The 26,208-nt window shown below is 73.6% G+C and carries 25 protein-coding genes; 13 read left to right on the top strand and 12 right to left on the bottom strand.

Annotated features, from left to right (window positions below; translation table 11 throughout):
- Positions 1-55 precede the first annotated feature (55 nt).
- Positions 56-652, top strand: a complete 597-nt coding sequence (locus B082_RS0123870) for a TetR/AcrR family transcriptional regulator (protein WP_018554322.1) — start codon at positions 56-58, stop codon at positions 650-652.
- Between the two features lie 14 nt (positions 653-666).
- Here B082_RS0123870 and B082_RS0123865 read toward each other — a convergent pair whose 3' ends face one another.
- Together B082_RS0123865 and B082_RS0123860 are read right to left on the bottom strand one after the other, a co-directional pair.
- Entirely contained in the window at positions 667-1,323 is a 657-nt protein-coding gene (locus B082_RS0123865; RefSeq protein ID WP_018554321.1) for a maleylpyruvate isomerase N-terminal domain-containing protein, read from the bottom strand.
- 82 nt (positions 1,324-1,405) lie between these two features.
- Positions 1,406-2,245 carry an AraC family transcriptional regulator gene (locus B082_RS0123860; RefSeq protein WP_018554320.1) on the bottom strand — a complete coding sequence of 280 codons (840 nt, stop codon included), beginning with the start codon at positions 2,243-2,245 and terminating at the stop codon, positions 1,406-1,408.
- An 87-nt stretch (positions 2,246-2,332) separates the two neighbouring features.
- Between B082_RS0123860 and B082_RS0123855 the strand changes: the two genes are divergently transcribed.
- The 4 genes from B082_RS0123855 to B082_RS0123840 all read left to right on the top strand — a co-directional run bounded on the left by B082_RS0123855 (position 2,333) and on the right by B082_RS0123840 (position 8,692).
- A complete protein-coding gene (locus B082_RS0123855; RefSeq protein WP_026250135.1) occupies positions 2,333-3,160 on the top strand; it encodes an alpha/beta fold hydrolase in 828 nt (275 codons plus the stop codon).
- Positions 3,161-3,571: 411 nt separating this feature from the next.
- On the top strand, positions 3,572-6,979 hold the full coding sequence (locus tag B082_RS0123850) for an AMP-binding protein (RefSeq protein ID WP_020573036.1): 3,408 nt from the start codon (positions 3,572-3,574) through the stop codon (positions 6,977-6,979).
- Positions 6,980-7,098: 119 nt separating this feature from the next.
- The gene (locus tag B082_RS0123845; RefSeq protein WP_026250134.1) at positions 7,099-7,692 is read left to right on the top strand and encodes a GNAT family N-acetyltransferase; all 594 of its coding nucleotides are present in this window, start codon (positions 7,099-7,101) and stop codon (positions 7,690-7,692) included.
- 160 nt (positions 7,693-7,852) lie between these two features.
- On the top strand, positions 7,853-8,692 hold the full coding sequence (locus tag B082_RS0123840; RefSeq protein ID WP_018554317.1) for a class I SAM-dependent methyltransferase: 840 nt from the start codon (positions 7,853-7,855) through the stop codon (positions 8,690-8,692).
- Between the two features lie 5 nt (positions 8,693-8,697).
- On the opposite strand, the gene B082_RS0123835 is transcribed toward B082_RS0123840, so the two are convergent.
- Positions 8,698-9,627, bottom strand: coding sequence for a quinone oxidoreductase family protein (locus tag B082_RS0123835; RefSeq protein WP_018554316.1), 930 nt, complete (start codon positions 9,625-9,627; stop codon positions 8,698-8,700).
- Between the two features lie 90 nt (positions 9,628-9,717).
- On the opposite strand from B082_RS0123835, the gene B082_RS0123830 reads away from it, so the two are divergent.
- Positions 9,718-10,170: a MarR family winged helix-turn-helix transcriptional regulator gene (locus B082_RS0123830; protein ID WP_026250133.1), complete on the top strand. Its 453-nt coding sequence runs from the start codon at positions 9,718-9,720 to the stop codon at positions 10,168-10,170.
- A gap of 36 nt (positions 10,171-10,206) precedes the next feature.
- Here B082_RS0123830 and B082_RS0123825 read toward each other — a convergent pair whose 3' ends face one another.
- Together B082_RS0123825 and B082_RS0123820 are read right to left on the bottom strand one after the other, a co-directional pair.
- Entirely contained in the window at positions 10,207-10,779 is a 573-nt protein-coding gene (locus tag B082_RS0123825; protein ID WP_018554314.1) for a GNAT family N-acetyltransferase, read from the bottom strand.
- A gap of 155 nt (positions 10,780-10,934) precedes the next feature.
- A complete protein-coding gene (locus B082_RS0123820; RefSeq protein ID WP_018554313.1) occupies positions 10,935-11,870 on the bottom strand; it encodes a LysR family transcriptional regulator in 936 nt (311 codons plus the stop codon).
- Positions 11,871-11,989: 119 nt separating this feature from the next.
- On the opposite strand from B082_RS0123820, the gene B082_RS0123815 reads away from it, so the two are divergent.
- A complete protein-coding gene (locus tag B082_RS0123815; protein WP_026250132.1) occupies positions 11,990-13,237 on the top strand; it encodes an MFS transporter in 1,248 nt (415 codons plus the stop codon).
- A 70-nt stretch (positions 13,238-13,307) separates the two neighbouring features.
- Here B082_RS0123815 and B082_RS0123810 read toward each other — a convergent pair whose 3' ends face one another.
- Positions 13,308-13,961: a TetR/AcrR family transcriptional regulator gene (locus B082_RS0123810; RefSeq protein ID WP_018554311.1), complete on the bottom strand. Its 654-nt coding sequence runs from the start codon at positions 13,959-13,961 to the stop codon at positions 13,308-13,310.
- 166 nt (positions 13,962-14,127) lie between these two features.
- Between B082_RS0123810 and B082_RS0123805 the strand changes: the two genes are divergently transcribed.
- Positions 14,128-15,093 carry an alpha/beta hydrolase gene (locus B082_RS0123805; protein WP_018554310.1) on the top strand — a complete coding sequence of 322 codons (966 nt, stop codon included), beginning with the start codon at positions 14,128-14,130 and terminating at the stop codon, positions 15,091-15,093.
- 28 nt (positions 15,094-15,121) lie between these two features.
- A complete protein-coding gene (locus B082_RS40005; protein ID WP_026250131.1) occupies positions 15,122-15,571 on the top strand; it encodes a hypothetical protein in 450 nt (149 codons plus the stop codon).
- A gap of 43 nt (positions 15,572-15,614) precedes the next feature.
- Here the strand turns inward: B082_RS40005 and B082_RS0123795 are convergent, their stop codons facing one another.
- From B082_RS0123795 to B082_RS0123785, 3 genes are all read right to left on the bottom strand, one after another.
- A complete protein-coding gene (locus tag B082_RS0123795) occupies positions 15,615-16,037 on the bottom strand; it encodes a GNAT family N-acetyltransferase (protein ID WP_051094674.1) in 423 nt (140 codons plus the stop codon).
- Between the two features lie 33 nt (positions 16,038-16,070).
- The gene (locus B082_RS0123790; RefSeq protein WP_018554307.1) at positions 16,071-17,129 is read right to left on the bottom strand and encodes a phosphotransferase family protein; all 1,059 of its coding nucleotides are present in this window, start codon (positions 17,127-17,129) and stop codon (positions 16,071-16,073) included.
- Positions 17,130-17,192: 63 nt separating this feature from the next.
- Positions 17,193-17,810, bottom strand: a complete 618-nt coding sequence (locus B082_RS0123785; RefSeq protein ID WP_018554306.1) for a CGNR zinc finger domain-containing protein — start codon at positions 17,808-17,810, stop codon at positions 17,193-17,195.
- Positions 17,811-17,980: 170 nt separating this feature from the next.
- Here B082_RS0123785 and B082_RS0123780 point away from each other — a divergent pair, with 170 nt between their 5' ends.
- The 3 genes from B082_RS0123780 to trpS all read left to right on the top strand — a co-directional run bounded on the left by B082_RS0123780 (position 17,981) and on the right by trpS (position 20,689).
- Positions 17,981-18,724, top strand: a complete 744-nt coding sequence (locus B082_RS0123780) for a metallophosphoesterase (protein WP_018554305.1) — start codon at positions 17,981-17,983, stop codon at positions 18,722-18,724.
- A 31-nt stretch (positions 18,725-18,755) separates the two neighbouring features.
- Positions 18,756-19,376: a LysE family translocator gene (locus B082_RS0123775; protein WP_018554304.1), complete on the top strand. Its 621-nt coding sequence runs from the start codon at positions 18,756-18,758 to the stop codon at positions 19,374-19,376.
- 200 nt (positions 19,377-19,576) lie between these two features.
- Positions 19,577-20,689, top strand: coding sequence for a tryptophan--tRNA ligase (gene trpS, locus B082_RS0123770; protein ID WP_018554303.1), 1,113 nt, complete (start codon positions 19,577-19,579; stop codon positions 20,687-20,689).
- Positions 20,690-20,695: 6 nt separating this feature from the next.
- Here trpS and B082_RS36470 read toward each other — a convergent pair whose 3' ends face one another.
- The 3 genes from B082_RS36470 to B082_RS0123755 form a co-directional block, all read right to left on the bottom strand.
- Positions 20,696-22,264 carry a bifunctional 3-(3-hydroxy-phenyl)propionate/3-hydroxycinnamic acid hydroxylase gene (locus tag B082_RS36470; protein WP_037710752.1) on the bottom strand — a complete coding sequence of 523 codons (1,569 nt, stop codon included), beginning with the start codon at positions 22,262-22,264 and terminating at the stop codon, positions 20,696-20,698.
- Positions 22,265-22,385: 121 nt separating this feature from the next.
- Entirely contained in the window at positions 22,386-23,327 is a 942-nt protein-coding gene (locus B082_RS0123760; protein ID WP_018554301.1) for a hypothetical protein, read from the bottom strand.
- Positions 23,328-23,432: 105 nt separating this feature from the next.
- Entirely contained in the window at positions 23,433-24,983 is a 1,551-nt protein-coding gene (locus B082_RS0123755) for an FAD-dependent monooxygenase (protein ID WP_026250129.1), read from the bottom strand.
- Positions 24,984-25,113: 130 nt separating this feature from the next.
- Here B082_RS0123755 and B082_RS0123750 point away from each other — a divergent pair, with 130 nt between their 5' ends.
- Positions 25,114-26,199 carry an arylcarboxylate reductase gene (locus tag B082_RS0123750; RefSeq protein ID WP_199783843.1) on the top strand — a complete coding sequence of 362 codons (1,086 nt, stop codon included), beginning with the start codon at positions 25,114-25,116 and terminating at the stop codon, positions 26,197-26,199.
- The last annotated feature ends 9 nt before the right edge of the window (positions 26,200-26,208 follow it).

Raw genomic sequence — 26,208 nt, 5'->3', positions numbered from 1 at the left:
CGCACCCCCCTGTCAAGACCGAACGTTCTCCCTCATCGGCTGTTACGGTGTCCCCATGAGCGCGCGCACACAGGCCGGGAGCACGTCGGAGGCTCGGTCCCGGCTGCTCGACACAGCGACCAGGATTTTCTACGCGGAGGGGATTCACTCCGTCGGCGTCGACCGGATCATCGCGGAGGCCCAGGTCACCCGCGCGACCCTGTACCGGCATTTCAAGGGGAAGGAGGAGCTGATCCTCTGCTACCTCCAGCAGGCCGACCAGGGCATCCGCGGGCAGGTCGCCGCCATCCGGGCCCAGGACCTCGCACCGGCCGACACCGTCCGGGCCGTCGGCCGGTCCATCGTGGAGGGCATCCGGTCCTCCGGGTTCCGCGGGTGCGCCTTCCTCAACGCGGCGGCCGAGTACCCCGACCCGGAACACCCCGTCCACCGAGCGGTCCTGGCCCACCGGCAGTGGTTCCTGGAAACCGTCACGGAACTGATGGCCGAGGCCGGCCGCACACCGGCCGACGCGGCGGGCCGCCACTTCGTCATGCTCCGGGACGGCGCGATGGCCGCAGGCTGCCTCTCCGACCCGGCGCTGGTCTCCGAGACGTTCCTGCACGGCGTCGACGGCATCCTGGACGCCGGCACGGGGCCGGCTCAGGGCTGACGGGCCGGGCGCGGTCAGCCGAGGATGAGCGGAAGCCTCGCCGCGAGTGCGCCCAGTTCCGCCGTCTGCGCGGCGGTCGGCGTACGCCGCCCCGTGCCGATCCGCAGCGCGTCGGCGTCCGGGAACGACGCGGGGAACGCGGCACCGGCGAGATCCTCCAGCGCGGTGCGCGCCACCGCCAGGGTCTCGGCGGGCGGCGCGGGGGCCGCCGGCAGATGCGCGACGAGATCGAGGTGGTGCAGGGTCCACTCGAGGACGTACGCCGACAGGTAGTCGCCGGCGGTGAGCACCTTGTCCTGGGTGGAGACCCGGGCGGCGGGGTCCGCGAGTGCGGCGGCCCGGCCCGCGGCCGAACCGACGTCGTCCAGGTGGAACTTGAGCCACCGCGGCTCGCCGTACGCCGCTGCGAGCCGGGGGATCAGCGCGTCGAGCGGGTCGTCACCGGCCGGGGGTTCGGCGAGGAGGTCCCAGTAGCCGGCCGCGTCGGCCGTGGGTTCCGCTTCGGCCGGGGTGACCAGGGTGATCAGGACGTCCTGGGCATCGATGACCAGGTGGCACACCAGATCCCGCACGAGCCAGCCCGCACAGCCCGAGGGCTGCGCGAAGTCCTCGTCCGGGAGACCGGCGACGGCGGCGAGCAGCGCCGCCCAGGAGCGTGAGAAGGGATGCACGTCCTCACGGTAGGGGACGAGGGTCCGTCCGGACGTGGATATGGCCGGCCCGCACCCTGACCCCGGTCCGGCTCGGGCCCGTTCACCGGGCCGCGCGGCCGGGCCAGGCCAGGTCGTCCACCGCGAGGAACGGTTCACCGGCCACGGTGGCGGGGGTGGATCCGGTGAACGCCATGACGTCGCGGTGCAGGTGGGACTGGTCGGCGTAGCCGGTGTCGGCGGCCACCCGGGCCGCGGCCTCGCCCGCGACCAGGCGGTGTGCGGCGTGGTCGAAGCGGACCAGTTTCGCGGCGCTCTTGGGCGGCAGGCCCAGCTGCGAGCGGAAGCGGGACCACAGGCGCTTGCGGCTCCATCCGACCTCGGCGGCGAGATCCTCGACCCGGACGAGGCCGTGGCCGGTGAGGGTGCGGTGCCAGGCCCAGGCGACCTCCGGGTCCACCGCCGGCCCCGCCGCGTACCGGCGGGTCAGCAGCGCGTCCGCCAGCGCGAAGCGGGCCTGCCAGCCGGGGAGTTCACCGATTCGCTCGCATATCCGGGACGCCTCGCGGCCCCACAGGTCGCCGAGCGGTACGACGGCGCCGTCGAGTTCGGCGGGCGAGGCGCCGAGCACCGCGCGGGCGATGACCGGCGAGAGGCGCACCTGTACGCACTCGACGTTCTCTCCGCGCACCCGGACCGCGCCCCCGGAACCGAGCCCGGGGCCCGCGACGAGGCTTCCGCGCTGCTGTGCCCCGGGGGCTGAGTCCAAAACCGGGGAACCGGCGCCGAATTCGAGGAGCAGGGTCACGTTCGGGTGGGGGACCATGCGCAGCGCGTCCAGGTCGTGCACGCGGAACCCGGCCATGGTGACTCCCGCCACCCGGCTGGGCCGTCGCGGGCAGGCGACGTCCCACTCGGCCGTTCCGTGCGTGAACGTGTGCACGTTTCCATGCTACGAGAACCACGAGGGCGCCGGGCGCCGGGAACATTCGTCCAATACCTCGTCGCGGGCGGCGGTGACAGTGGGTCCATGACTGCTTCCGAGACCTCTGTTTTCCCGTCGCCGGCGCCCGGCGACGGCGACATCCATGTGTGCCAGGACGGGCGGCGTGACGCCCCGGCGCTTCTGCTCATCCACGGGTCCGCGTCCTCGGCGCGCTCGTGGGACGCACTGGTTCCGTTGCTGGCCGGGGCCCATCACGTCGTACGGATCGATCTGCTCGGGCACGGCCGGTCGGCCAAACCGGACGACGGCCGTTACACGATCCCGGACCAGGCGCGCCGGGCCGGTGAGGTGCTGGACCGGCTCGGTGTCGGGCGGGCCGTGGTGGTGGGGCATTCCAGTGGCGGGGTGGCCGCCACCGCGCTCGCCGAGCAGCGGCCCGAGCTGGTGTCCGGCCTGGTCCTGATCAACACCGGGCCCGGCCTGGGCGCGTTCATCGCCCAGGGGTCCGGCGCGGCCGGGCCCTCGCAGTGGCCGCCGAGCGACGAGCAGCTGCGGCAGTTCGCGGGCACGGGCTTCAGCCGGCCGGGGTACCGGGTGCCGGACGCGCTGCTGGACGAGGTGCGCGCCATGACCTTCCATACGTTCACGGCGACGATGGCGGGCACCCGTGCGTATCTGGAGCAGCGGGCGTTGCCGGACCGGCTGGCGGTGCTCGGCGTGCCGTTGCTGGTCCTCTTCGGTGCGGACGACCGCCGATGGCGTTCCTCGTCCGCCGCCGACTACCGCGTCGTTCCGGGCGCGGAGGTGGAGCTGCTGCCGGGGCTGGGGCACTCCCCCATCCTTGAGGACCCGCCGCGGGTCGCCGCGCCCCTGCTCGCCTTCGCCGCGCGCCACGGCGTACGGGCCGGCTGAAAGGCGTCGAGCCGGCCGCGGGCGGTCGCGGAGGGGACCTCGTACGGCGCGGGGGGTGCGACAGATCCGCACGGCGCAGCCCGCTCGGGCAGGACCGGGCGGGCTGCGGAGGGGGACCCCCGGTCGTCGTGACCCGTGTGTCGTGGGTCCGAGGATGCCGTACGTCGGCATGAGCATCGCCACAGAGCCGCCGGAGCGCGGGTGGAGCGGCGGCGCGGGGACCGCTCCCGCCTTCGCCTCCATCCGGCGTCCTGGCAACATCGGCGGGCCCGCACGACCTTTTCGCACTCACTCCGACCTGCGACTAAGGCGAGACTCAAGCCGGTCCGGAGAATCCTTCGAGCGCTTTCTGCCAACGTCTTGGCAATGTCTTGCCAAGACGGAAGCCGCTGTCGAAGGAGCGCGCCAACGATGTCCCTCTCCTGTCTCATCGAACAGCAGGTCGCCGCACGCCCCGACGCGATCGCCGTTCACGCCCCCGGACACCCGGGTGACCAGGTCTCCCTGACCTACCGTGAGCTGAGCCGGGCGGCCGACCGGCTGGCCCGGACCCTCGTGGCGCGGGGCATCGGCCGGGGCGACCGGGTGGCGACGAGTCTGCGGCCCGGCCCCCGGCTCGTGACGGCGCTGCTGGCCGTCCTGCGGTCCGGGGCGGCGTACGTGGCGCTCGACCCGGCCGATCCGCTCGCGCACCGCCGGTTCGTCGTACGCGACAGCGCGGCCCGTGCCGTGCTGGCCGAGGCCGCGGACGCCTCCGACTACGCGGGGCTGCCGGCCGCCGTTCTCGGCCCGCGCCCGGCGGGCTCCGACAGCGGTGCGCCGGCCGGAGGCGGGGGCGTCCCGTGCTCCGGCGACGACCCTGCGTACGTCTGTTACGCCTCCGGGCCCGGTGACGGCCCGGCGGCCGGGGTCGTCGTACCGCATCGGGCGCTGGACGAACTGCTGCGGCCCGGGGCGGCGTTGCGGCCCGGCCGGGACGAGGTCGTCGCGCAGGCCGCGAGCCCCGCGTCCGCCGCGAGCGCGGCCGAGATCTGGCCGGCGCTGGCCGCGGGCGCCCGCCTGACCGTCCCGCCCCCGGCCGCCCGCGCCGCCCTGCCCGCGCCGGGGCCGGCGGCGGGCGCTTCGCGCGGGACGCCTCCGGGCACACCCGTCCAGGAGATCGTGCGGGACCTGTTCGCCGAGGTGCTGGGGCTGCCGCGCGGGCTGATCGGCGCCGACTGCGACTTCTTCGGCATGGGCGGGCACACGCCGGCGGCGGCCCGGCTGCTGGACCGGGTGCGCGAGACCCTGGGCAGCGGCCCGGCCGATCCGGCCGCGCTCCACGCCGCGCCGACCCCGGCCGCGCTGTCCGCGCTGCTGGGCGAGGCCCCCGCCACCGCGATCGGACCGGACCCGTCCGCGTCGGAGTCGGAAACGGGCGCGTCCGGTACGGAAAGCGTCGAGCTGGTGTTCCGGCTGCGCGGACCGCTGGACGTACGGACGCTGGACAGGGCGCTGACCGTCCTGGGCCGGCGGTACGGGGCGCTGCGCAACTCCCGTACCGGGAACGCCGGGACCAGACTGAGGTCCCTGGGACCGGACGACCACCGGCTGGAGCTGGCGCTGCCCGCCGCCGATGTGGATCTGTGGTCGCAGTTGCCGCTCGCGGCCGATCTGGCCTGCGTCTACCAGGAGTTGGCCGCCGGAGGCACCCCCTCGCCGGTCCGGGACATCGTGCGGTACGCGCCTCGTGCCCCGCATGGCGACCGGGCACCGACCCAGCTGCCCGGCAGCGGCTCCGCGGGCTTCGACACGGCCCCCGGCCGCCTGGACCTCGACCTGGACGAGGCCCTGCACGCGCGGCTCACCCGGTTCGCTGCCGCGCGGGGGGCCACGGTCTTCATGGTGGTGCACGCCGCGCTCACCGCCGTACTGCACCAGCTGGGCACGACCGGTGAGATCACCGTCGCCGCCCCGGTCCCGGCCCGCGACAACGTCACACTGCGGGGCGCGGTCGGCGCGTACGGGCGGGTGCTGGCGCTGACCGTGGACGCCTCGGGCGATCCGGCGTTCAGCGAGCTGGTGCGCCGGGTGCGCAAGCGGGACCTGGCGGCCTACCGCAGCGCCGACGCTCCTCTCGCGGGCGTGGGGGGCGTCGCTCTCGCCGTCCTCCAGGACACGACGGCCGGCCGGTTCGCCTCGGGTCCGCTCACGGTGCAGCCGGAACGCGCCGGTCTCGCCCTGCCGGCCACCGATGTCGGCTTCACCCTGACGGAGCGGCAGAGCGTTGAGGGCGCGCCGGCGGGCATCACCCTGACGACCACGTACCGGCGCAAGGCGGTCGGCGAGACGGTGGCCGCCACGCTGACGGGCCGGCTGGTCTCGCTGCTCGCGGCGGCCCTGGACCGTCCGGACGCGGTGCTGAGCGCGCTGGTGCCGGCCCGGCGGCCGGCGGACCGGGGCGGGGTGTGGGAGGCGGGCCGCCACGAGCTGCCCGCGACGACGGTGCCCGAGTTGTTCGCGGAGCGGGTGCGGTGCGCGCCGAAGGCCGTGGCGCTGTCGGGTGCGATCGGGTCGGGCGGGGTGAGCGGCGCGGATGACACGGACGGTGCCCCGCTCGGTTGCGACGGGTCCGGTGATCCGGGCGGGCCGGCCGTCCCGGTCATGGACTACGCGGAGCTGGACTCGCGCTCCGACCTGCTGGCGCACGCCCTGGTCGCCCATGGCGCGGGCCCCGGGGCCACGGTCGTGACCGCGCTGTCCTCGCCGACCGGGTTCGCGGTGGCCGTGCTCGCCATCGCGAAGACCGGGGCGGCGTGCGTGCCGGTCGATCCCGCGCAGCGGCTGCCCGGTTCGGTGCGGCCGGTGGCGGTGCTGCTGGACGAGACCGCCGACCTGCTGCTGGACCGGACACCGGGTGCGGCCCGCCTGGTGCGTGACGAGGCCGCCGATCTGCTGCCCGCCGACGGGAGGTGGCCGCTGCTGGACACGGACCGTACCCGCCCGCTGAGCACGGCCGACCCGGTGCTGTGGGCGGTCGGTGCGGCGGGGTCGCCGGGCGGGGGCGGTGCGACGGTGGTGGGCGGCGGACCGGTCGTCGCGGCGACGCTGGCCGAGCCGGTCGACGCCGCCTGGCTGGTACGCGGCTACCCGGACGCCGACGCCACGATCGGCCTGCTGGGCGCGCTGGTGCGGGGTGCCCGGGTGCACGTCCCGGACCGTTCCCTGCGGCACGCCGTACCGCAGGAGTTACTGCGCTGGCTGCGCGAGCGCGACGCCCGGATGCTGCTCGGCGGCAGTGACGAGGTGCTGGTGGCGCTGGTCGCGCTCGCCCGCGAGGAGCGGATGTCGCTGATCATCAGCGGCGGCTGGGCCGAGGGCCACCTGGTGGTCGAGCACCGGGGTACGGGAGCGGCCAGGCCCGCCCCGGGCTACCGGGCCTATGTCCTGGACGCCCGGCTGCGGCCGGTGGCCCCGGGCACGGTCGGTGCGCTGTACGTGGCGGGGGCGGGCGTGGCCCTCGGCTACGCCGGCTCCCCGGCCGCGACCGGTGAACGCTTCCTGCCCGACCCGTTCGCCGGCCCGTCCCGGGCCGGCGCCCGCATGTGGCGCACGGGCCGGGCGGCCCGGCTGGACGCGGACGGCAGCCTCATGGTCCTCGAAGGCCCGGCCCCCGACGACCCGTTCGCCGGTGCCCCGGTCACGTTCGTCGTCCTCTGCGACCCCTCGGGCCGCCGCGCCCTGTGGCCGGCGGCGGCCCCGGTGCCGGCGGGCTGGTCGAAGGTCCACGCGGAGAGCGGGTACGAGTTGTGCGTGGACCGGCTGGACGAGTTGCCGTGAGGGCGGGGGCGCGGCAGAGGCGGGCCGCGGCCCCGCCCCGGAGAACAGCGAGGGCACGGAGGCGAGGCGCCCCGGATATCGGGAGGACACCGGGCGGACCGGTCGGACACAATGCGGAAATGGCCGATCACGTTCGACATGCTCCCCGCCCGGACTTCCGCGAGAAGCCGTCGCTGAGCGGGGAACAGGTGCTGCTCCGGCCCGTCACGGTGGATGACGTGGCCGCGCTGATGCCGATGTTCCTGGACGCGGAGGCGTCACGGTTGACCGGCAGCCATCCCGACGGCGTGCTCGACGAGGGGCGGTTGCGTGCCTGGTACGGCAGCCGCGCGGAGCAGGACGACCGGCTGGACCTCGCGGTGGTCGAGCGGGTGACGGGCAACGTTGTCGGCGAGGTGGTCCTGAACGGCTGGGACCCGGGTAACGAGAGCTGCAACTTCCGCATCTTCCTGGTGCCCGGCAGCTACGGACGCGGTCTGGGGACGGAGGCGACCCGTCTGATCCTCGGGTACGGCTTCGAGTCGCTGGGGCTGCACCGCATCTCGCTGGAGGTCTACGCGTTCAATCCGCGGGCCCGCCGCGCCTACGAGAAGGCGGGGTTCGTCGCCGAGGGGGTGCTGCGTGACGCGCTGCTCTGGGAGGGCGAGCGGGTGGACGCGACGGTGATGTCGGTCCTGGCGCCGGAGTGGTTCCGGCACGGCGGACGTCCGTAGCCCCTCCGATGGCCGCCTGCGGTCCTTCTTTGGCTCACCGTCCCGGGAAGCGCGACGCCCTGCGCGGGCGCCGGCAGACCGTTCCGGCGAAGCGGGCCGACCGGCCGGGCAGCCCACGAGCACCGTCTGACACGCGCGGGCGTCCTCTAATCTGCTCCGCATGCCCGAAACCACCACGCCCGCGCCTCGCGACGACAGCCCGGAGGACTCCCTGCGGGAGCGCCTGCGACAGACGTTCGACGAGGACGCGGAGCTGTACGACCGGGCCAGGCCCGGGTACCCGCCGTCGCTCTACGACGACCTCGTGGAACTCGCCGGGGCCCGTCCCGGCAGCCGCGTACTGGAGTTGGGCTGCGGGACCGGCCAGGCCACGGTTCCCCTGGCCGGCCGGGGCTGCCGGATCACGGCGGTCGAGGCGGGAGCGAGCATGGCCGCGGTCGCCCGGCGCAACCTGGCGGGAGCTTCGGCCGTGGAGGTGGTGGCGGCCGAGTTCGAGAGCTGGCCGCTGCCGGCGGAGCCGTTCGACACGGTTCTCGCGGCGACGGCGTTCCACTGGATCGACCCGGCGACACGCGTGCCCAAGGCCGCCGACGCCCTGCGTCCCGGCGGGGCGCTCGCCGTGGTGCGTACCCAGCATGTGAGGGGCGGCACCGAGGAGTTCTTCGTCGAGGTCCAGCGCTGCTACGAACGCTTCGACCCGGGCACGAAGCCCGGGACGCGGCCGCCCGCCACCGCCGATGTCGACAACGCGGACCATGCCCGGGAGGTGGCGCGAAGCGGCCGCTTCGCGCCCACGGTCTTCCGCCGCTACGAGCAGGACCTCACGTACACCACCTCGGAGTATCTGGACGTGCTGCGGACCTACTCGGGCCACCGGGCCCTGCCGGAAGCCGCCCGGCACGGACTGCTGGCGTCCATCGCCGGCCTGATCGACGGGAGTTACGGCGGCCGGGTGACCAAGCGCTACCTCATCGAGCTGGGAGTCTCCCGCAGACGGTGAAGGGCCTACGGGACGAAGACGAGGCGTTCGTCGGTCCGGTGGTCGTTCCACGCCTCGGCGATACCGGACGGGGACACGGGACGGGCCCGGACGTCGAGGGCGCCCTCGGTCACCGCCTCGGCCAGCTCCGGGAGTTCGGCGAGGATGTCGCGGGGGGAGAGTGATCCGATGCCGCTGCCCACGATCTGGAGCCGGGCCGCACGCAGCGCCGCCGAGGGCACCGGGGCCGACGCGCCCGCCATGGAGCCGATCTGCACCCAGGTCAGCGGCACCGAGCGGTCGGCGCGGGCGGTGAGGAGGGGGATCATGGCGTCCGCCGCGGGCTCGCCCCACACGAAGTCGAGGACGACGTCGGCGTCGGCGGCTGCGGCGATCGAGTCGAAGGTGAGGACGCGGTCCGCGCCGAGGCCGGTCAGCGGCTCCAGCCTGGCGGCGTCCCGCCCGGCGGCGAAGACCTCCGCCGCGCCGAACCGCTTGGCGATCTGGATGGCCATGCGTCCGGCGCTGCCGGTGGCGCCGAGGATGAGGACGCGCTGCCCCTTCTCGAAGACGATGCGGCGGCGCAGGGCGACCCAGGAGGACATGCCCGGGTTCATCGCGGCGGCGATCCGCACCGGGTCCGCGTTGTCGGGCAGGACGACGCTGCGGCGTACGTCGATCACGGTGCGTTCGGCGAAGGTGCCCAGGTCCGTGTCGTCCAGGGCCGCGTAGCGCAGGCGCCCCGAGGGGTCGCGTACGACGCCGTCGGCGCCGGGCACGATCGGGAAGACGCCGGAGGCCGAGTAGTGGGTGCCGTTGGCCTTGGAGCGGGTGAGGTGGTGCAGGCCCGCCGCGAGGACGTCCACGACCATCTCGTGCTCGCCCCGGGCCACGGGTTCGGGGTGCTCGCGGTAGGCGGGCGGGGTGCCGTACGCCGTGATGACTGCTGCGTGCATGAGAAACTCCCTGGTCGGACGGTTGGTTTGCATTACCAATCAATACCAGAGTTGTTTGTAATGCCAACAATGTCAAGTAGGGTGGTCGCCATGGCTCCCGATGACTCCACAGACGCCCTGCTGGACGCCCTGGGCCGCAGCGCCTTTCAGATCATGGGGGTGCTCACGCGGATCGGCGCCGAGCACGACCTCTCCCTCACCCAGCTGCGCGTGCTCGGCATCCTGCGCGACCGGCAGCCCCGCATGAGCGACCTGGCGACCTTTCTCGGCCTGGACAAGTCGACCCTGTCCGGCCTCATCGCCCGCGCCGAACGCCGGGGCCTGCTGGCCCGCGGTGCCAGCCCCGAGGACAAGCGCGCCGTGATCGTCCTGATCACCGACGCGGGACGCGAACTCACCGAGCGGCTGTACGCGGAGGCCCGGGACGCCATGGCCCCGGCCACCGACCGGCTCGAACCGCATCAACGCCGGCAGCTCGCGCAGCTCCTGGAGCCCGTCCTCACCCCGCCCCTGCCGCTCGCGCCCCGTCGCCTCGCCCACTGAGCGGACGGGGCCGCGGCGCCTGGCGCGGCTGCCGCGTCAGAGGGAGCCGGCGGCGGTACGGGCCGGGTGCCGGGGGCCGAGGAAGACCACGATGCCGGTGCCGTCGCCGGCGGGGTGAACGGCCTGGACCCAGCCCGCACGCCGGTAGAAGCCGATCGCGTCACGGGCCCGGCCGGAGGTCAGCAGCCAGCACCTGCCCCCGGGGGCGCCGGCGACCACCGCGTCCAGAAGGGCCGCGCCCACTCCCTGCCCGCGCGCCGCCGTGGCGAGGGCGAGCTCGTCGACTTCGAGGCTCCCGCACAGCCACCGCGCCGTACGGTCGGCCCCGAAGGCCGCCGCGACCTGCGCGTAGGAGCGGTCGGCGGGGAACGGCGCGGGCGTGGTCCAGGCGGTGGCCAGTCCGACCAGGCTGTCGCCCCGGAACGCACCGGCCGCCGTGAAGCCGTCCCGGGTGACGTCGCCGGTCAGCCGGCGGATGAACCCGTCGGCCGCCGAGGCGTCCTCGAACCAGGGCGGGCCCGCGAACGCCTCCGCGTACACCCGGCGCACGTCCCGCGGCCGGGCGAGGAGTTCGGCGCCGGTCAGGCGGCGTATCACCGCGCCGCTCATACGGCGGGCCTCCCGGGGTCGACGGCGGGGCGCGGGACGGCGGTGGCCGGTTCGGCGAGCGCGTGCATGGCACAGAACCTATCGCTCGGACAATTGTGCGCATGCCCTTTCGCGGCAGGCCGATGCGTCCGAACAGGTCCGGCAGGAGGGGCCGTTCAGCGCGGGGGCACCCAGTCCGGGACCCAGGTCCCTGCCGCGTCGTGGTCGGCCGTCGTCGCGGCGAGGTGGGTACGCAGGGCGGCCAGCGCGGGGTGGGGGTTGTCGCGGTGCCAGAGGAGCGAGTGCGGGTAGACCGGTGCCGGGCCGGTCACCGGGATGCGACGCAGGCCGTGGCCGGCGGGCCAGATGAGGCGGGAGTGCTCGCCCATGAAGGTGGCCAGGGCAGGGGTGTCCGCGATGGTGTCCAGGAGCGCGTCGGAGCCGAAGTTCGGGCCGGTCGCCTCGATGGTGAGGCCGAACTCGGCGACGAGGTCGTCGTAGTAGGCGCCCCACTCGGTGCCGGGGGCGATGCCGGGCATCCAGACGCGGTGGCCGACGAGGCCGGCGAGGGTGACCGAGGGGGCGTCCGCCAGGGCATGGGCGGGGCCGGTGAGGAGTTGGAGGGGTTCGTCCAGGACCCGTACGGACTCGATGCCGTCGGGCAGGGGGCGGCCGGGGGCCGCGACCGCGCGGAACGTCGCGTCGAGTTCGCCGGAGAGGAGAGCGGCGACGGCCGTGTCCATACTGACCAGCATCATCACGTCGAGGACGATCTCGGGATGCGCGCCGTGGAATCCGCGCATCAGGCTCGACTGCGCGGTGCGCGAGGCGATCACATCGACGCGCAGCGGGCGGCGGCCCGGGGATACGGACGCGCTCGCGCGCTCGGCCGCGCGCAGCAGTTCGCGGGCGTGGGGCAGGAACGCCCGGCCGTCGATGGTGAGCGCGGCGCCGCGCGGGGCGCGGGTGAACAGCCGGACGCCGAGGGTCTGCTCCAGCGCGGCGATCCGCTTGGAGACGGCCTGCTGGGTGACCGACAGGTCGGCGGCGGCTTTGTGGAACCCGCCCGCTTCCGTGACGGCGACGAAGGTTCGTACTGCTTGGAGGTCCACGGAGAGCGAGCTTAGTGAACAACCCCTGGTTGTGGGCAGCGGCCTCTTTGGTTGTTTGACCTGGTGTTCTTCTGAGCGATTAGCTCGCTCGGGTCAATTTCCGGTTGTCCGGGTGAGGTGTGGTGGGCGCAAGAGCGTTGGGCCGGGAGTTCGGCTGGCTGTGGGCGGCGTACGCGGCGAGCGCGTACGGGTCCGGGCTGGGGTTCGGGGCCCTGCCGCTGATCGCCGTCATGGTTTTGCACGCCGGGCCCGCCGAGGTGTCCGCGCTGTCCGCGGTGGGCCCGGCGGTGGGGGCGCTGATCGCGGTGCCGCTCGCGCCGTGGGTGGAGTTCCGGCGCAAGCGCCCGGTCATGATCGGGATGGACCTGGTCCGGTTCGCGGCCATGGCGTCGATCCCGGTGGCCTATGCCTTCGGCCGGCTCGGCTTCGTCCAGCTGCTGGTGATCTCGGCCGTGGTCGCCGCGGCGAAGATCGCGTTCGGCGCGGCCAGTGGCGCGTACCTCAAGGCCCTGGTCCGGCCGGAGGACCTGCTCGTCGCCAACGCGCGGTTCGAGTCCACGAACTGGAGTTCCATCGCGGTGGGGCCGCCGCTGGGCGGGGCGGCGATCGGTGTGTTCGGGCCGGTCACCACCGTCGTGGCCGACGCCCTCGGCTACCTCCTGTCCGCGCTGGGCGTCACCGCGATCCGCGGCGAGGAGGAAGCGCCGGAGCGGGCCGGCCGGAGTCCGGGCCGGGCGGGCGCGCTGCTCGACGGCTGGCGGCACATCATGAGCCATCCCGGCCTACGGTCCCTCTACCTCAACCAGATCCTCGTCGCGGGTCTGATCATGGCCACCGAACCGCTGCTCGCCGTGCTCCTGCTCCGCCAACTCGGCTTCCCGCCCTGGCAGTACGGGCTCGCCTTCGCCGCCCCCTGCCTCGGCGGACTCATCGGCTCCCGGCTGGCCCGCCGTGTCGTCGCCCGCTACGGCCGGGACCGGATCTTCCGGACCGTCGGCACGCTGCGCGCCGTCTGGCTGATCGGTCTGGCCTTCGTCCGCCCCGGCGTCGTCGGCCTCGTCACCGTGATGGCCGTCGAACTGGCCATCATCGTCAGCATGAGCCTGTACAGCCCGGTGCTCGCCACGTACCGCCTCGAACAGACTCCCGGGCCTCTCGTCGCCCGCACCCTGACGGCCTGGTCGATCGGGCAGCAGGCGTCCGTCGCCGTCCTCACCGCGCTGGCCGGACTGCTCGCCGGCGCCACCGGCCCGCGCACCGCGCTCATGGCCGCGGGCCTGCTCATCCTGGCCACTCCGCTCCTGCTCCCCCGGCAGGACCGGGCCTCGCGGCGCGAGCCGGAGGAGGTGTCGCCCAGCCCCTCATGACGGGGCGTGCCCGGCCCCGGCTCGGTGGGGGGGGGCGGGCCCCGCCCGTACGGGGCGGGCGTGGCGCCCGTCAGGCGATCCGGGCCTCGATGTGGTCCAGGTGGGCGGCGAGGATCTCCTCGAACGCGGCGCCGCGGTCCGCTCCGAGAGGGCGGACGTCGCGGGCGAAGTGGGCCAGGGCGGGGAAGCGTTCGGGGTCGGCGCCGAGCACCGCGACGCGGAACTGCTCCTGGCCCTGTTCGTACTCCGTGGGGGTGATGGTGCCGATGCCGCCCTCGGAGGCGAGCAGCGCGGCGAGGAGGATCACGAGGCGGTGGTAGCGCGCCGGGATCTCCTCGTCGGGCAGGCCGGACGCGCGCAATGCCTGCAACACCTCCTCCATGACCAGCCGGGCCCCGGTGCCGCCGGAGGCGTAGCGCCCCCACACGGCGGCGAGCTGGGGCTGCTCGCCGAACGCCTCGCGCAGGCGCAGGGCCAGGGCCATGACGCGCTGCCGCCAGTCGCCCTCGGGGCGGTAGCCGTCCATGGCGGCCAGCAGGACGCGGTCGGCGACCGCGCGCAGCAGTTCGGTCTTGTTGCGGAAGTGCCGGTAGAGGCTGGACGAGTCGGTCCCGAGCGCCGCGGCGAGCCTGCGCACGCTGAACGACTCGGCGTCGCCCGTGCGCAGCAGCTCCTCCGCCGTGTCCAGGATCTCCTCGGTCGACCATCGCCGTCGGCCAGTCATCGCGCCCCTCTCGTCCGGACTCACCCTAACTCATGCACTCGGTGTTGCACTCAGCCATGCACTCATTCATGCACTTGCCGTTGCACGCGGTGCGTGCATAATGAGGGCATTGCGCTGTCCGGTCATACGACACACCCGGCATGCCGCCGGGAGGGGAGAAGAACACATGAGCGAGACCACCGCCGCGGCGCGGCCGCCCGAGCCGGACTTCTCGGCGATCACGACCGAGGAACTGCTCGCCTACCGCGACGCGGAGAACCGCTTCCGGGCCTCCAGCGGGGCGCGGGCGTTCCTGGGAGAGCCGGACGCCGGCGCCGAGATCTCCTGGCAGACGGTCGAACTGCCGGGCCGCGACCTGCCCGTCCGGGTCCACCGCCCGGCCCCGGCGGGAGACGACGGCACCGAGGCCCGAACCGGCCCGCTGCCGCTCGTGGTCCATGTCCACGGAGGCAGCTTCGTGGGCACGGCGGTGCAGTGCGACTGGACCAACAGCCACCTCGCCGCCCGGCTGCCCGCCCTCGTCGTCTCCGTCGAGCACCGCCTCCTCGCTCCCGGCACCCCGCTGTCGGACGCCGCCGACGACGGCTGGGACGTGCTCCGGCACGTGGTGGCGCACGCGCAGGAGTGGGGCGTCGACCCCGCACGCGTGGCCGTGTTCGGCGAGAGCTGCGGCGCGCTGATCAGCGCGCTGACGGCCGTCCGGGCCCGGGAGGCGGGGCTGGAGCTCAGGGCACAGGTGCTGGTCAACCCGGCCGTCGATGTGACCGGGACGATGTTCGACTACCCCTCGGTCGCCGAGTACGCGTACAGCCCGACGCCGGTTCTGCCGCAGCTGGAGCTGTTCCAGCGGCTCGCCGTCCCGCCCGGGGCCGACGCCCGCGCGGTCTCGCCGCTGTACGCCGACGACCTGAGCGGGCTCGCCCCGGCGCTCGTGGTGGTGCCGACCCTGGACGCGGCGGCCGACCACGGCCGCCGCTACGCCGAGCGGCTGCACGAGGCGGGGACCTCGGTGCGGCTCTCCGAATACTCCGGAGCGCAGCACGCGTTCCTCACCCTGCCCGGCGTCGAACCGCAGGCGCACGCCGCTCAGGCGGAGATCCTCGCCTTCCTCCGTATGACGCTGGCGCAGTGACTCGGGAACCCACGAGAGAGGCACCCTGATGACCCGTCCACTCCCCGCACGAGGGCCGCTCGCAGCGATGTACGCGGGCCTCGCCCTCACCGTCCTCGCGACGATCGCCCCGTACGCCGACCGCGGCACCACCCACCTGCTGGCCGATCACATCCGCGCGGGCTACCCCGACTACTCCCAGGCACAGGTCGACTCGGCCGTCACCACCTACCTGGTCGTCTCGACCGTCATCGGGGTGCTCGGCATCCTGGCCTGGCTCACGACGGCCTGGACCGTCAAGGCGGGCAAACGGTGGGCCCCCGCCGTCGCGACCGCGGTCTTCGTGACCGGCGCCGCGACCGGACTGACCGGGCTGCTGATCAAGGACACCTCCGGCGCGACCGGCCTTCCGCCGGAGCTGGGCTGGGCCGGGCTGATCCCGTGCCTGGCGGGCGCTGTCGCGGTCACGCTGCTGTGGAGGAGAGCGCGCCCGGCGTGACGCCGGCCCCGCTCGGGCCGAACCGCGGGGCCGGCGGTGCGGCTCAGCCCAGCGGCAGATCGCGGTGGAAGACGACCATGGCCCGCCCGGGACCGTCGTAGTCGTCGACCACCGTCGCCTCGAAACCCAGGCTCCGGTGGAACGCGAGGGAGCCCGCGTTCCCGACCGACGTGATCGCCTTCAGCCGCAGTGCGCCGTGGCGGTGCGCGGCATCGGCGAACGCCTCGTACAGGCGACGTCCGAGGCCGGTGCCCCGGACGTCGTCCCGGGTGGCGATCAGGTGAACGTACCCGGTGCCGGCCGGGGTCACGAACCCGATGACGTACCCGTGAATGCCGTCCTCGCCCCGGGCGACGAGGCAGGTGTCACCGAACTCCCGCACCAGCGCCGCGAGATGCAGCGACCGCAGGTCGCGGGCTCCCCAGTAGCGGTGGTGGTCGGCGAGAACCTGGTGGAAGTCGGCCATGGCGGCCGGTGCGATGCGCGCGTGCGACACGGCCTAGTACCAGGGCCGGGCGTCCGGCGTCGGCAGGGGGCGCAGTCCGGGCCAGCGTTCGAGGAGGCGGTCGGCGAGGGCGGAGCTGAGGCGGCCGGTGGCGTGGAGGTGGTCGTGGTCGCGGGTCAGGCCGGCGACCACGCCCAGGCGGTGGACGAGTCGCTCGCGGGCGGACGTGTAGCCCCACTCGAAGTCCTCGGTGGGCACCCGGGCGAGCTGGTCAGCCGTCCCCCGGTGGGCCCGCTCGACCAGAGCGTCGCCCTGGATCAGCCAGCCCGCGCACGCGTCGGCGAGGTCACCCGGTACGTCCTTGCCGGTGAGGCCGCGCCAGGTGCTCCGGTAGATGTCCTCGACCTCGGCGAGCGGGACCGCGGGGACCGACATGGCGCACCAGCAGGTGGGGAAGCCGATGCGGAAGTAGGCGAGTTCGAGCAGGCCGTTGCCGAGCGAGGCTCGCTCGAAGTCGACGAAGCGGACGCCGTCCGGGGTGCGCAGGTCATTGCCGGGGCAGGGGTCGCCGTGCAGCAGCGCGTGGTGGCCGCTGGGGTCCAACCGTTCCAGGAGACCGGCGAGTTCGTCCGGAACGGTGGACGGTACGGGCACGTCGAGCGCCCTTGCCAGGGTGAGGAAGGACTCCGCGTCGGCGGCCGTGGGCCCCGACGCGGCCGGGAGCGCGCCCGCGTCGGCGGGCCCGGTCAGGGCGTGCAGCCGGGCGAGCGACTCGGCGTATCCGGGCATCCAGTCGGCCGTTTCGCCGAGGTCCTCCACGTATTCCAGGACCATCACCCGCGCGGACGGGTCCGTGCCGAGCAGCGCGGGGGCCACGGCGGGCCCGGTGGCCCGGCCGGCCAGGCTCAGCCCGGCGAGTTCGCGTGCGAAGCGCGTGTCCGCGTCGGCGCTCGCGTCCCCGTCGTCGGTGATCTGCTTGACGATCACCGCCGGGCGGTCGTCGGGCCGCACCCACCACACCCGTGACCGGGGGCTGCTGTCGAGCAGTTCGGCCTGGTCGGGGGTGCCTATGGCGGAGCGCAGGGCATCGTTCAACGGAACGTGGTTCAGCATGCCGAGGAGCGTAGTCGCGGACTTCGTCGAAGCGCTCGCCCCTTTTTCGGGCTCTCCGGGCGGTCAGGACGGGGCGGGCCCGTCGTCGGCCGCCGTGCGCCGGCGCCGGTAGTGGCGGGCCGCTCGGGCGCGGTTGCCGCAGGACGGCTTGCACCACTCCTGGCGACCGTGGCTCTTGACGAAGTAGCGCACGCAGCGCGGCGCGGTACAGGAGCGCAGCCGCGTGCTCTGCGGGCCGCTGAGGAAGTCGATGGCCGCTCGGGCCAGGGCCGCGACGAGCCGGACGTACGGGTCCTCTTCCGCGGTCAGCAGGCGGGCGGCGGGGGCTCGGCCGTCGGGCCAGTACAGCTGCGGGGCGACCGGTTCCCGCGCGGCAGCCGTGTTGAGGCGGTCCATCGCCCGGTCGGCGGGCATCAGCCGGTGGGCGTCCGCCGGGCTGGGGGGAGCGGGACTGACCAGGCGGGCGAACAGCGCTCGGACCGCCTGCCGGAGGTCGATAATCCCGAGCCGGAGGTCCTCGTCCGCCGTGAGCCCTCCGGCCGGAACGTGTCCGGCCAGCAGAGGCCCCTGCTTCCTGATCCAGTCCGTCGTCCCCCGGACCGTGGCGAGGTCGTCGGCGACACCGCCGTCTCCGTCATGGCGGATCGTGCTCGCCAGTTCCAGTGCCAGCCATCGCTCCACGGCGTCGTCCCCTTTCTCGCCCGGTCAGGTCGGCGACCACTTGATCACATCTCTCGCACACCCTATGGTCCCTAACGGTAAACGAAAAACTTCCGTTAGAAGTCGGCCCGGTGGCGACACCGGCCGGCACAGGGGGGCGGCCTGACTCCGCCTCAGGAGGAGACCTCGGAATGACACTGCTGCTGGCACACATCAGCGACCTGCACCTTGACGGCAGCGAGCGGGCGACCCTGCGCGCCACCCGCGTCATGGACCACGTACGAGCCCTCCCCCGCCCGGTCGACGCACTCCTGGTCACCGGGGACATCGCGGACCACGGCGAGGAGGCCGAGTACGAGGAGGCGGCTCGAATCCTGGCCGCCGACTTCCCCGTACTCATGTGCCCCGGGAACCACGACGCGCGACCGGCCTACCGCAAGGCCCTGCTCGGGGAGGCCCCCGGACCCGGCCCCGTCAACCGGGCCCACGACATCGGCGGCACCACCATCCTGATGTGCGACTCCACCATCCCGGGGCGTGACGAGGGGCGCCTCGACGCGGAGACGCTCGCCTGGATCGACAGCACGCTCACCGCACTTCCGCAGGGCCGGCCGGCGCTGATCGCCTTTCACCAGCCGCCGGTCGCGCTCCATCACCCGCTGCCCGACTCGTACATGCTCGAAGAGCCCGGACAGCTGGCCGGGCTGCTCGACGCGCACCCCCGGGTCGCCGCCGTCCTCACGGGCCACGCCCACACCGCTGCCGCCTCGACCTTCGCCGGGCGTCCCCTGATCGTCGGACCGGCCACCACCTGGACCCTGCGCATGCCCTGGGAGGGCGACGAGGCCGCGGACCGCGACCAGCCGCCCGGCCTCGCCTTCCACGTCCTGGACGACGACCGGCGCCTGACCACCCACTACCGCGTCGTGCTCTGAATCCCTCCCGCGCGTACGAACCGGAGGCACCGTGGTCCATCCCTACGCCGTCGCCGGGTTCCTGGTGGCGCTCCTCCCCCTGATCGCCACCCCCGGGGCCAGCCTGGCGCTGCTGGTCCAGCACGTCACCGACAGTGGCCGCCGCCAGGCGCTACCCGTCGTCCTCGGCACCGTCACCGGCCTGTACATCCACGCCGCCCTGGCCGTGGCCGGCCTCTCGGCCCTGGTCATGCGGTCCAGCGTGGCCTTCACCGCCGTCAAGGTCGTCGGCGCCGTCTACCTCATCGGTCTGGGCCTGTGGACGTGGCGTGGTGCCGGAGCGAACGCTCCCGCCCCCGCCCGGCGACGCCTGCCGAAGGGAGCGGACTCCGTCTTCACCCAGGCGCTGCTCGCCAACGTCCTCAACCCGAAGGCGGCGGCCATCTACCTGACCCTGGTCCCCCAGTTCATCGCGCCCCACCAGCCGTTCGGCGGCCAGATCCTCACCCTGGCCACCGCCCACGCCCTGCTGATCGCGCTCTGGCTCACCGCCTGGACCTTTCTGATCCTGCGCGCCTCGCACGCACTGCGCCGGCCCCGCTTCAAGCGAACCGCCGCCAGGGCCACGGCGGCGGTCCTCATCACCGTGGGCATCCGGAGCGCCGTGACGTAATGGGCCTGCGGGTCCCGGAGGAGCCCGGTAGAGTGCCGGCATGCATCTTTCGTCGTGTCTGAGCTGGTGGCGCTCCTCGTAGGAGCGGCCACCACTCACGCACGCAGACGGGCCGTTCGGACGGACGGCCCGTTTTCTGTGTCCCCTGGATCAGGGCCGTGCCGTCGTGACGGCGACATTCGACCCGCCAGGAGACACCGATGAACACCACCGCCCACCGGACCGCAGCCACCGAGGACCACACCGCCGCATGCGCCGACCCGCTCGGGGTGTCCGCGGCTCAGGACCGCGGTGCGCTGCTCGAAGAGCAGATCGCCAGGGACCCCGGGCGATTCCGGGTGCTGACCGGAGACCGCCCGACCGGGCGCCTGCATCTCGGCCACTACTTCGGCACGCTGCACAACCGGGTACGGCTCCAGAACCTCGGCGTGGAGATGTATGTGATCATCGCCGACTACCAGGTGCTGACCGACCGCGACGTCGCGGACAACCTGAGCGAGCACGTCGAGGATCTGGTCCTGGACTACCTGGCCATCGGCGTGGACCCGGCACGCAGCACGATCTTCACGCACAGCGCCGTCCCGGCACTCAACCAACTGCTGCTGCCCTTCCTCAGCCTGGTCTCCGTCGCCGAGCTCGAACGCAATCCCACCGTGAAGGACGAGATCGCCCACTCGCGGCAGTCCTCCGTGAGCGGCCTGATGTTCACCTACCCGGCTCACCAGGCCGCCGACATCCTCTTCTGCAAGGCCAACCTGGTGCCGGTCGGCAGGGACCAGCTCCCGCACCTGGAACTCACCCGGACCATCGCCCGCCGTTTCAACGACCGTTACGGCTCCGGCTCCGTCGTCCTCCCCCGGCCCGATGCCCTGCTGTCGAACGCGCCTCTCCTGCTCGGCACGGACGGCGCCAAGATGGGCAAGAGCCGCGGCAACGCCATCACGCTGGCCGCCGGTGCCGACGAGACCGCCCGCCTGATCAAGGGGGCCAGGACCGACTCCGAGCGCCATGTCTCCTACGATCCGGCCGGCCGCCCGGAGGTGTCCTCCCTGCTCCTCCTGGCGGCCCTGTGCCAGGACCGGACGCCCGAGGAGGTCGCCGCCGGCATCGGCTCCGCCGGGTCCGCCGCGCTCAAGAGGACCGTGACCGAGGCGGTCAACGAGTATCTGGCGCCCATCCGCTCCCGCCGGAAGGCGTACGCGGCCGACCGCGCCCACCTCCGCGCGATTCTGCGCGAGGGCAATGAGCGGGCCAACGCCGTTGCCGACCGCACGCTCGGCGAGGTGCGTGCCGCGATGAACAGCGACTACTGACCCGGCTCAGCTCCGCCCCGACACCCCCGTGAGCAGCGTGTCCAGCATGTCCGTCATCTCGGTCCGGGTGCGGGCGGCGCCGTAGACGTGGAAGTCGGGGCGGATCAGGGCGGCGGGTGCCCGGACCTCCTCGGTCAGCCAGGCGGTGTACGTGCCGTCGATGTCGACCTCGGGGGTCAGGTGGACGATCGAGCCGCCCAGTGCGGTCAGACGGTCCGCCAGCGCCGGGTCCACCAGGGTCCCCGGGTCCTCGGTGCTGAGCAGCACGAGGGTGTCGCCGCACAGTTCGCCGGCCTGCGGACGGTTGGTGCGGGCCTGGGGGACGATCCGGCTGTCCGCTCCGGTGAAGAGGCCGTCCGCGCCCGCGTGGAACAGGCCGTTCTTCAGCGCGTCGTCCCCGGGGCGGGCGAACGCCTCCGGGTCGCGGGACGGGGCGTCGTCCGAGCCGCGCACGGCGAGCAGGGCGCTGTCGCGGTAGCCGGCGACGGAGGGGTCGACCATGCCGATCAGCTGAGCGAGGTTCACCGACATGTCGATGGTCCGCTGGGCGTCGGGGCGGCGCTCCGCCTCGTACGAGTCGAGCAGGGTCTCACCGGCCGAACCGGCGAGGACCAGGTGGAGCTTCCACGCCAGGTTCGCCACGTCCCGGATGCCGGTGCACATGCCCTGGCCGGCGTGCGGGGGCATCACATGGGCGGCGTCGCCCGCGAGGAAGACCCGGCCGGGTCCCCCGGAGCGCCACTGGTCGGCGTTGCGGGCCAGGCAGGTGTAGGCGACATAGCGTTGCAGCGTCGCGTTGTCCCGGCTGACCCCGAAGTGGGTCAGCAGGCGCCAGGCGTTCTCGACCGTGTCGAAGTCCTCGAAGGACTGGCCGGGCAGCCGGATGAACTCCCAGCGGCTGTGCGAGGGTCCGGCCGAGAGGTCGACGCGGGGCTGCGCCGGGTCGGCGACCTGGATGTTCTGCGAGGGGAATTCCTCGGGGTCGTGCGGCATGACGTCGCAGGCCATCCAGTCGGCCGCGTAGTCGGAGGCCGAGACCGGGACGCCCAGGTGGTTGCGTACGAAGCTGTTGGCGCCGTCGCAGCCGACCAGCCAGCGGGCGGTCAGGACCTGCTCACCGGCCTCCCCCCGGACCGTCAGGTGGACGGAGTCGTCCTTCTCGGTCAGGTCGACGGCCTCGTAGCCGCGCAGCACGCGCAGGTCGCTCAGCTGGTCGCCGCGCCCGACAAGGGCGGACTCCAGGCCCGGCTGGTAGAACGAGGTCGCCTCCGGCCAGCGGTAGCGCTCGTCCTGGTTCAGCTCGAAGTGCATCAGCGTCTGGCCCTCGCCGTTGACCACGACGTAGTCCTTGGTCGGCTCGCTGACCGGGAAGAGCGCGTCGGCCACGCCGATCGTGCCGAGTATGCGGCCGGCGTGACGGTCGAAGGAGACCGCCCGGGGCAGGTTGTAGGGCTCCAGGTACTTCTCCACGACGGTGACCCGCCAGCCGTGCTGGGCCAGCAGGATCGACAGGACCTGCCCCACGGGGCCGTATCCGACTACAAGGACATCCGAGTCCGCTGCATCTTCAGTCACGGCCCGACCGTAAGCCGGCGCGGGGCGCGGCAGGCGGGGCTCCGCCCGGGACAGGGGCAAGCACCAGAATGCGCGGCTGCGGGTTGACGGGAGCGGGGCGGGTGCTCCCGGTGCCGGGGCGTCAGGGTCGTTGGTAGCGGCCGGCCATCGTGTGGAAGACCTTCTTGGGTTCCCAGCGGACGTCGTCGAGCATGCGGACCACGCCGTAGGAGGTGATGTCCAGCTCCCCGGGCTTGTCGTAGCCGGCGAACGAGAACCACAGCGCGGTGTCCACCCCCTCCTCCTCGAAGACCGTCAGCAGCTCGGTGAGGTAGCGGACCTGCTCGTCCTCGTCCGGTACGAGACCGCCCGGCGGCGGGGCCCAGGCCATGCCCCCGAGGTCGCCCGCGCCCCGGTAGGCGCAGGTGCCGTACTCGGTGACGGCGACGGGCTTGCCGTGGCGGAAGGACTCGCGCAGACGGGCGCGGAAGGTGTCCGCGTTGTCGGCGGCGCGGTAGGCGTCGGTGGCGACGAGGTCGAAGGGGGTCCAGTCGACCGACTCCCAGGGGCCGGAGGCGTAGGTGACCGGGCCGCCGAAGTGGGCGCGGACGGTGGCGACGGCTTCGGCGAGGAGTTCGTTGAGACGCGCCGAGACCCGGTCGAGCGTGGACCACCAGCCCGGGTCGGTGCCCAGGGTGTGGATGCGGTGGCCGAAGGTGTCGCCGGGGAAGAAGCCGCCGCAGAAGACGCTGATCTCGCACCCGGTCACGAACACCACCTCGGCACCGCCGCGCCGTACGGCTTCGGCGCGGCGGGCGCAGTCCGCGAAGTACGGCAGCAGCCGCTCGGCGGGCAGGTCGACCGGGAAGGGCGCGAACCAGACCTCCAGGCCGGCCTCGGCGGCGTACCGGGCGGCCGTGCTCAGCCGTCCGGGTTCGCGGCCCGAGACGCGTACGACGTCGCAGTGCAGTTCGCCGGCGATCACCGCCATCTCGCGCCGGACCGCCTCCGGGTGGAAGGTCTTCCGGGTGAACTGCTCTCCGGGAAGGAACCCGGTGTCGTAGTTGATGCCGCGTGCGCGCACGTCACTGCCCCTCGTCGGTCCATGGTCCCGTCACACGTACGGGCCCATGGTCCGGCACGTCGGGGGTGGTGCGCCGGGGTGAGCGCCTGCCGGGGGCGGACCGGCTCAGCCGAACCAGCCCGCCAGCGCGCGGCGCAGGCCGTCCCGGGCCTCGTCGGAGGTCTCGTCGGGGTCGGCCGCCCAGGCGACGTAGCCGTCGGGGCGGACGAGCAGCGCGGTCGCGGGCGGCTCGGGGCAGGTGGCGGCGACGATGTCGACCCGGTCCTTCCAGTCCGCCGCCTGGGCCGGGTACGGTTCGCCGCCGAGGTCGAGCAGGACCGGCCGGCCGGTCCGCATGAGTTCGGCGAGGCGTGCGGGGCCGCCACCGGTCTCCAGGGCGAGGTCCGGGGCGAAGTGGCCCGCGAGCGGGTGCGCCGAGGTCGTCGGGTAGCGGAGGTCGTCGCCGGACAGCAGGTCGGCGATGCGCCGGATGTTGTCCGTGGAGTACAGGAGTTCGCCGAACAGGTCGCGAAGCGCGGTGACTTCGGGCCCCGGGGTCATGAGCGCCGTCTGTGCCTGGGTGTGCATGAAGACGCGGAGGCCGGCCGCGTGCCGCTCGGTGTGGTAGCTGTCGAGCAGGCCGGGCGGCGCCCAGCCCTGGAGGTGTGCGGCCAGCTTCCAGCCGAGGTTGGCGGCGTCCTGGAGGCCGAGGTTCAGCCCGGGGCCGCCGACGGCGGAGTGGACGTGCGCGGCGTCCCCGGCGACGAACACCCGGCCACTGCGGTAGCGCTCCGCCAGCCGGGTGTTGCGGCCGACGAGGCGGCGCAGCATGTGCGGGCCGGACCCGGACGGCGCGGTCAGGGGCACGTCGGTGCCGAGGACGCGGCGCACGCTGTCCCGCATGTCCTCGATCGTCAGCGGCTGTTCGTCGCCCTCCGGCGGGGCGCCCCATTCGAGGGTGAGCAGGCGGTGGTTGCCGTCCGGGAGGGCGGCGAAGGCGAAGATGCCGTGCGGGGTGCGGTTGAAGGTGAACACCGGGCTCAGCCGGCCGTGTCCCGGCACCTCCAGCTCGCCGGTCTCCGGGTCCAGCATCGACGCGGGCAGGGTGGCGTACGCGGCGCGGGAGACCAGGTCGTGGCCGATCTCGCCGACGAAGTCGATGCCGGACCGTTTGCGGACGGTGCTCCGGCCGCCGTCGCAGCCGACGAGATGGCGGGCGTGCAGCTCGTAGGTGCCGTCCGCGTGGCGGACCTGGGCGGTCACCCGCTCCTCGTCCTGCCGCAGGTCGGTGAGTTCGTGGCCGGCCCGGATCTCCACGCCGAGTTCGTGGGCGCGTGCGCGCAGGACCTGCTCGATGCGCTGCTGGGTCGCCGGCAGGACCGTCATCGGGTTGGTCTCCAGCGCGGCCAGGTTCAGCGGGATGGCCCCGAAGAGGTAGCCCGGGACCGGCTGGGGCGCGTCGGCGACGCCGTCGAACCGCTCGTACAGGCCGCGGTGGTCGAGGAACCGGACCACCTGGCCGATCAGGCCGTTGGCTTTGATCTCCGGGCTGGGTTCGGGCAGCCGCTCCAGGACGACGGGCCGCACCCCCGCCATGCCCAGCTCACACGCCAGCAGCAGTCCCACGGGGCCGCCGCCGACGATGACGACATCGGCGGTCTCGGTCTCGGCAGCCATCATCGCTCTCCTCGAAGGGGGTGCTCCAGGGGCACGCACAAGGGCACACTAGGCACCCCGCCGAAGGCCTGGTCACGCTGCGCGGCCGCACTAGGGAATCCCCTATCAGGTCCCCGCCGATACTGCCGTCATGTCGGTGACAATGAGTACGGAAGAGTCGCGGTCGCTGACCGATGGCTGGTTGGCCCAGGATCTGGACGAGTGGACGCGGCGCGTGCTGCGGCGCCATTTCGACCCCGAACACGGCTCCCCCTACTGGCTCAAACGCCGTGCGGAGCTGGACTTCGATCCGCTCGCGCTCACCGGCTACGACGACCTGGCCGCGTTCGGCCACTTCGAACTCGCCGTCCTGCGGGACCTGGACCCGGCCGACCTCGTCCCCGGTGCCGTGGCCCGTCCACTGGCGGGCCGGGTCTGGGAGTCCGGCGGCACCACCGGCAGGCCCTCGCGGATCCTGTACACCGACGCCATGGAGGCGCACTGGGCCGCCTGGCGTCTCCACGGCTCACGGACGGCGGGGTTCCGTACCGGCGCCACCTGGATCGACGCCTGCCCCTCCGGGCCGCACATCGTCGGTGAGGAGGCGGACTACCTCGCCGACATGTGCGCGGCCACGGTGTACTCCATCGACCTCGACACCCGGTGGATCAAGCACCTCATCCGCAACGGGCGGCTGATCGAGATGGAGGAGTACGTCGATCACGTCGTCGAGCAGATCACGGACATCCTCGAAAGCACCCACGTCGACTACCTGCGCTCCACCCCGGCGACCGTGCACGCCCTGATCAACCGCCGCCCGGACCTGATGTCCGGCCTCTCGGGGGTCTATCTCGGCGGCACCCAGTTCACCGCCGACGCCTACCGCAGGTTCGCCGAGGCCATGCCCGGCGGCATCATCGCCACCACGTACGGCAACACCCTGGGCTGCGCCAACGGCGTCGAGTCGCCGGACGGGGGCGCCACCCTCCCGTACGTGCCGAACTTCCCGCAGATCACCATGGCCGTGGTCGACAAGACGGAGCCGGGCCGGGTCGTGGAGTACGGCGAGGTGGGCCGGGTGCGGCTGACCGTGCTGCACGAGGACCTGTTCCTGCCCAACATCCTCGAACGGGACCAGGCGGTCCGCTTCCGGACCTCCGGGGAGTGGCCGTGCGACGGCGTGGCCAACGTACAGCCGCTCCAGATCAGCTCCCAGACGCCCGAGGGCCTGTACTGAGCAGCCGTC

This window comes from Streptomyces sp. ATexAB-D23 (assembly GCF_000373645.1).
Classification (GTDB): Bacteria; Actinomycetota; Actinomycetes; order Streptomycetales; family Streptomycetaceae; genus Streptomyces; species Streptomyces castrisilvae.
The sequence above is the reverse complement of the archived record's forward strand: the minus strand, read 5'-3'. Positions and strand labels throughout refer to the sequence as shown.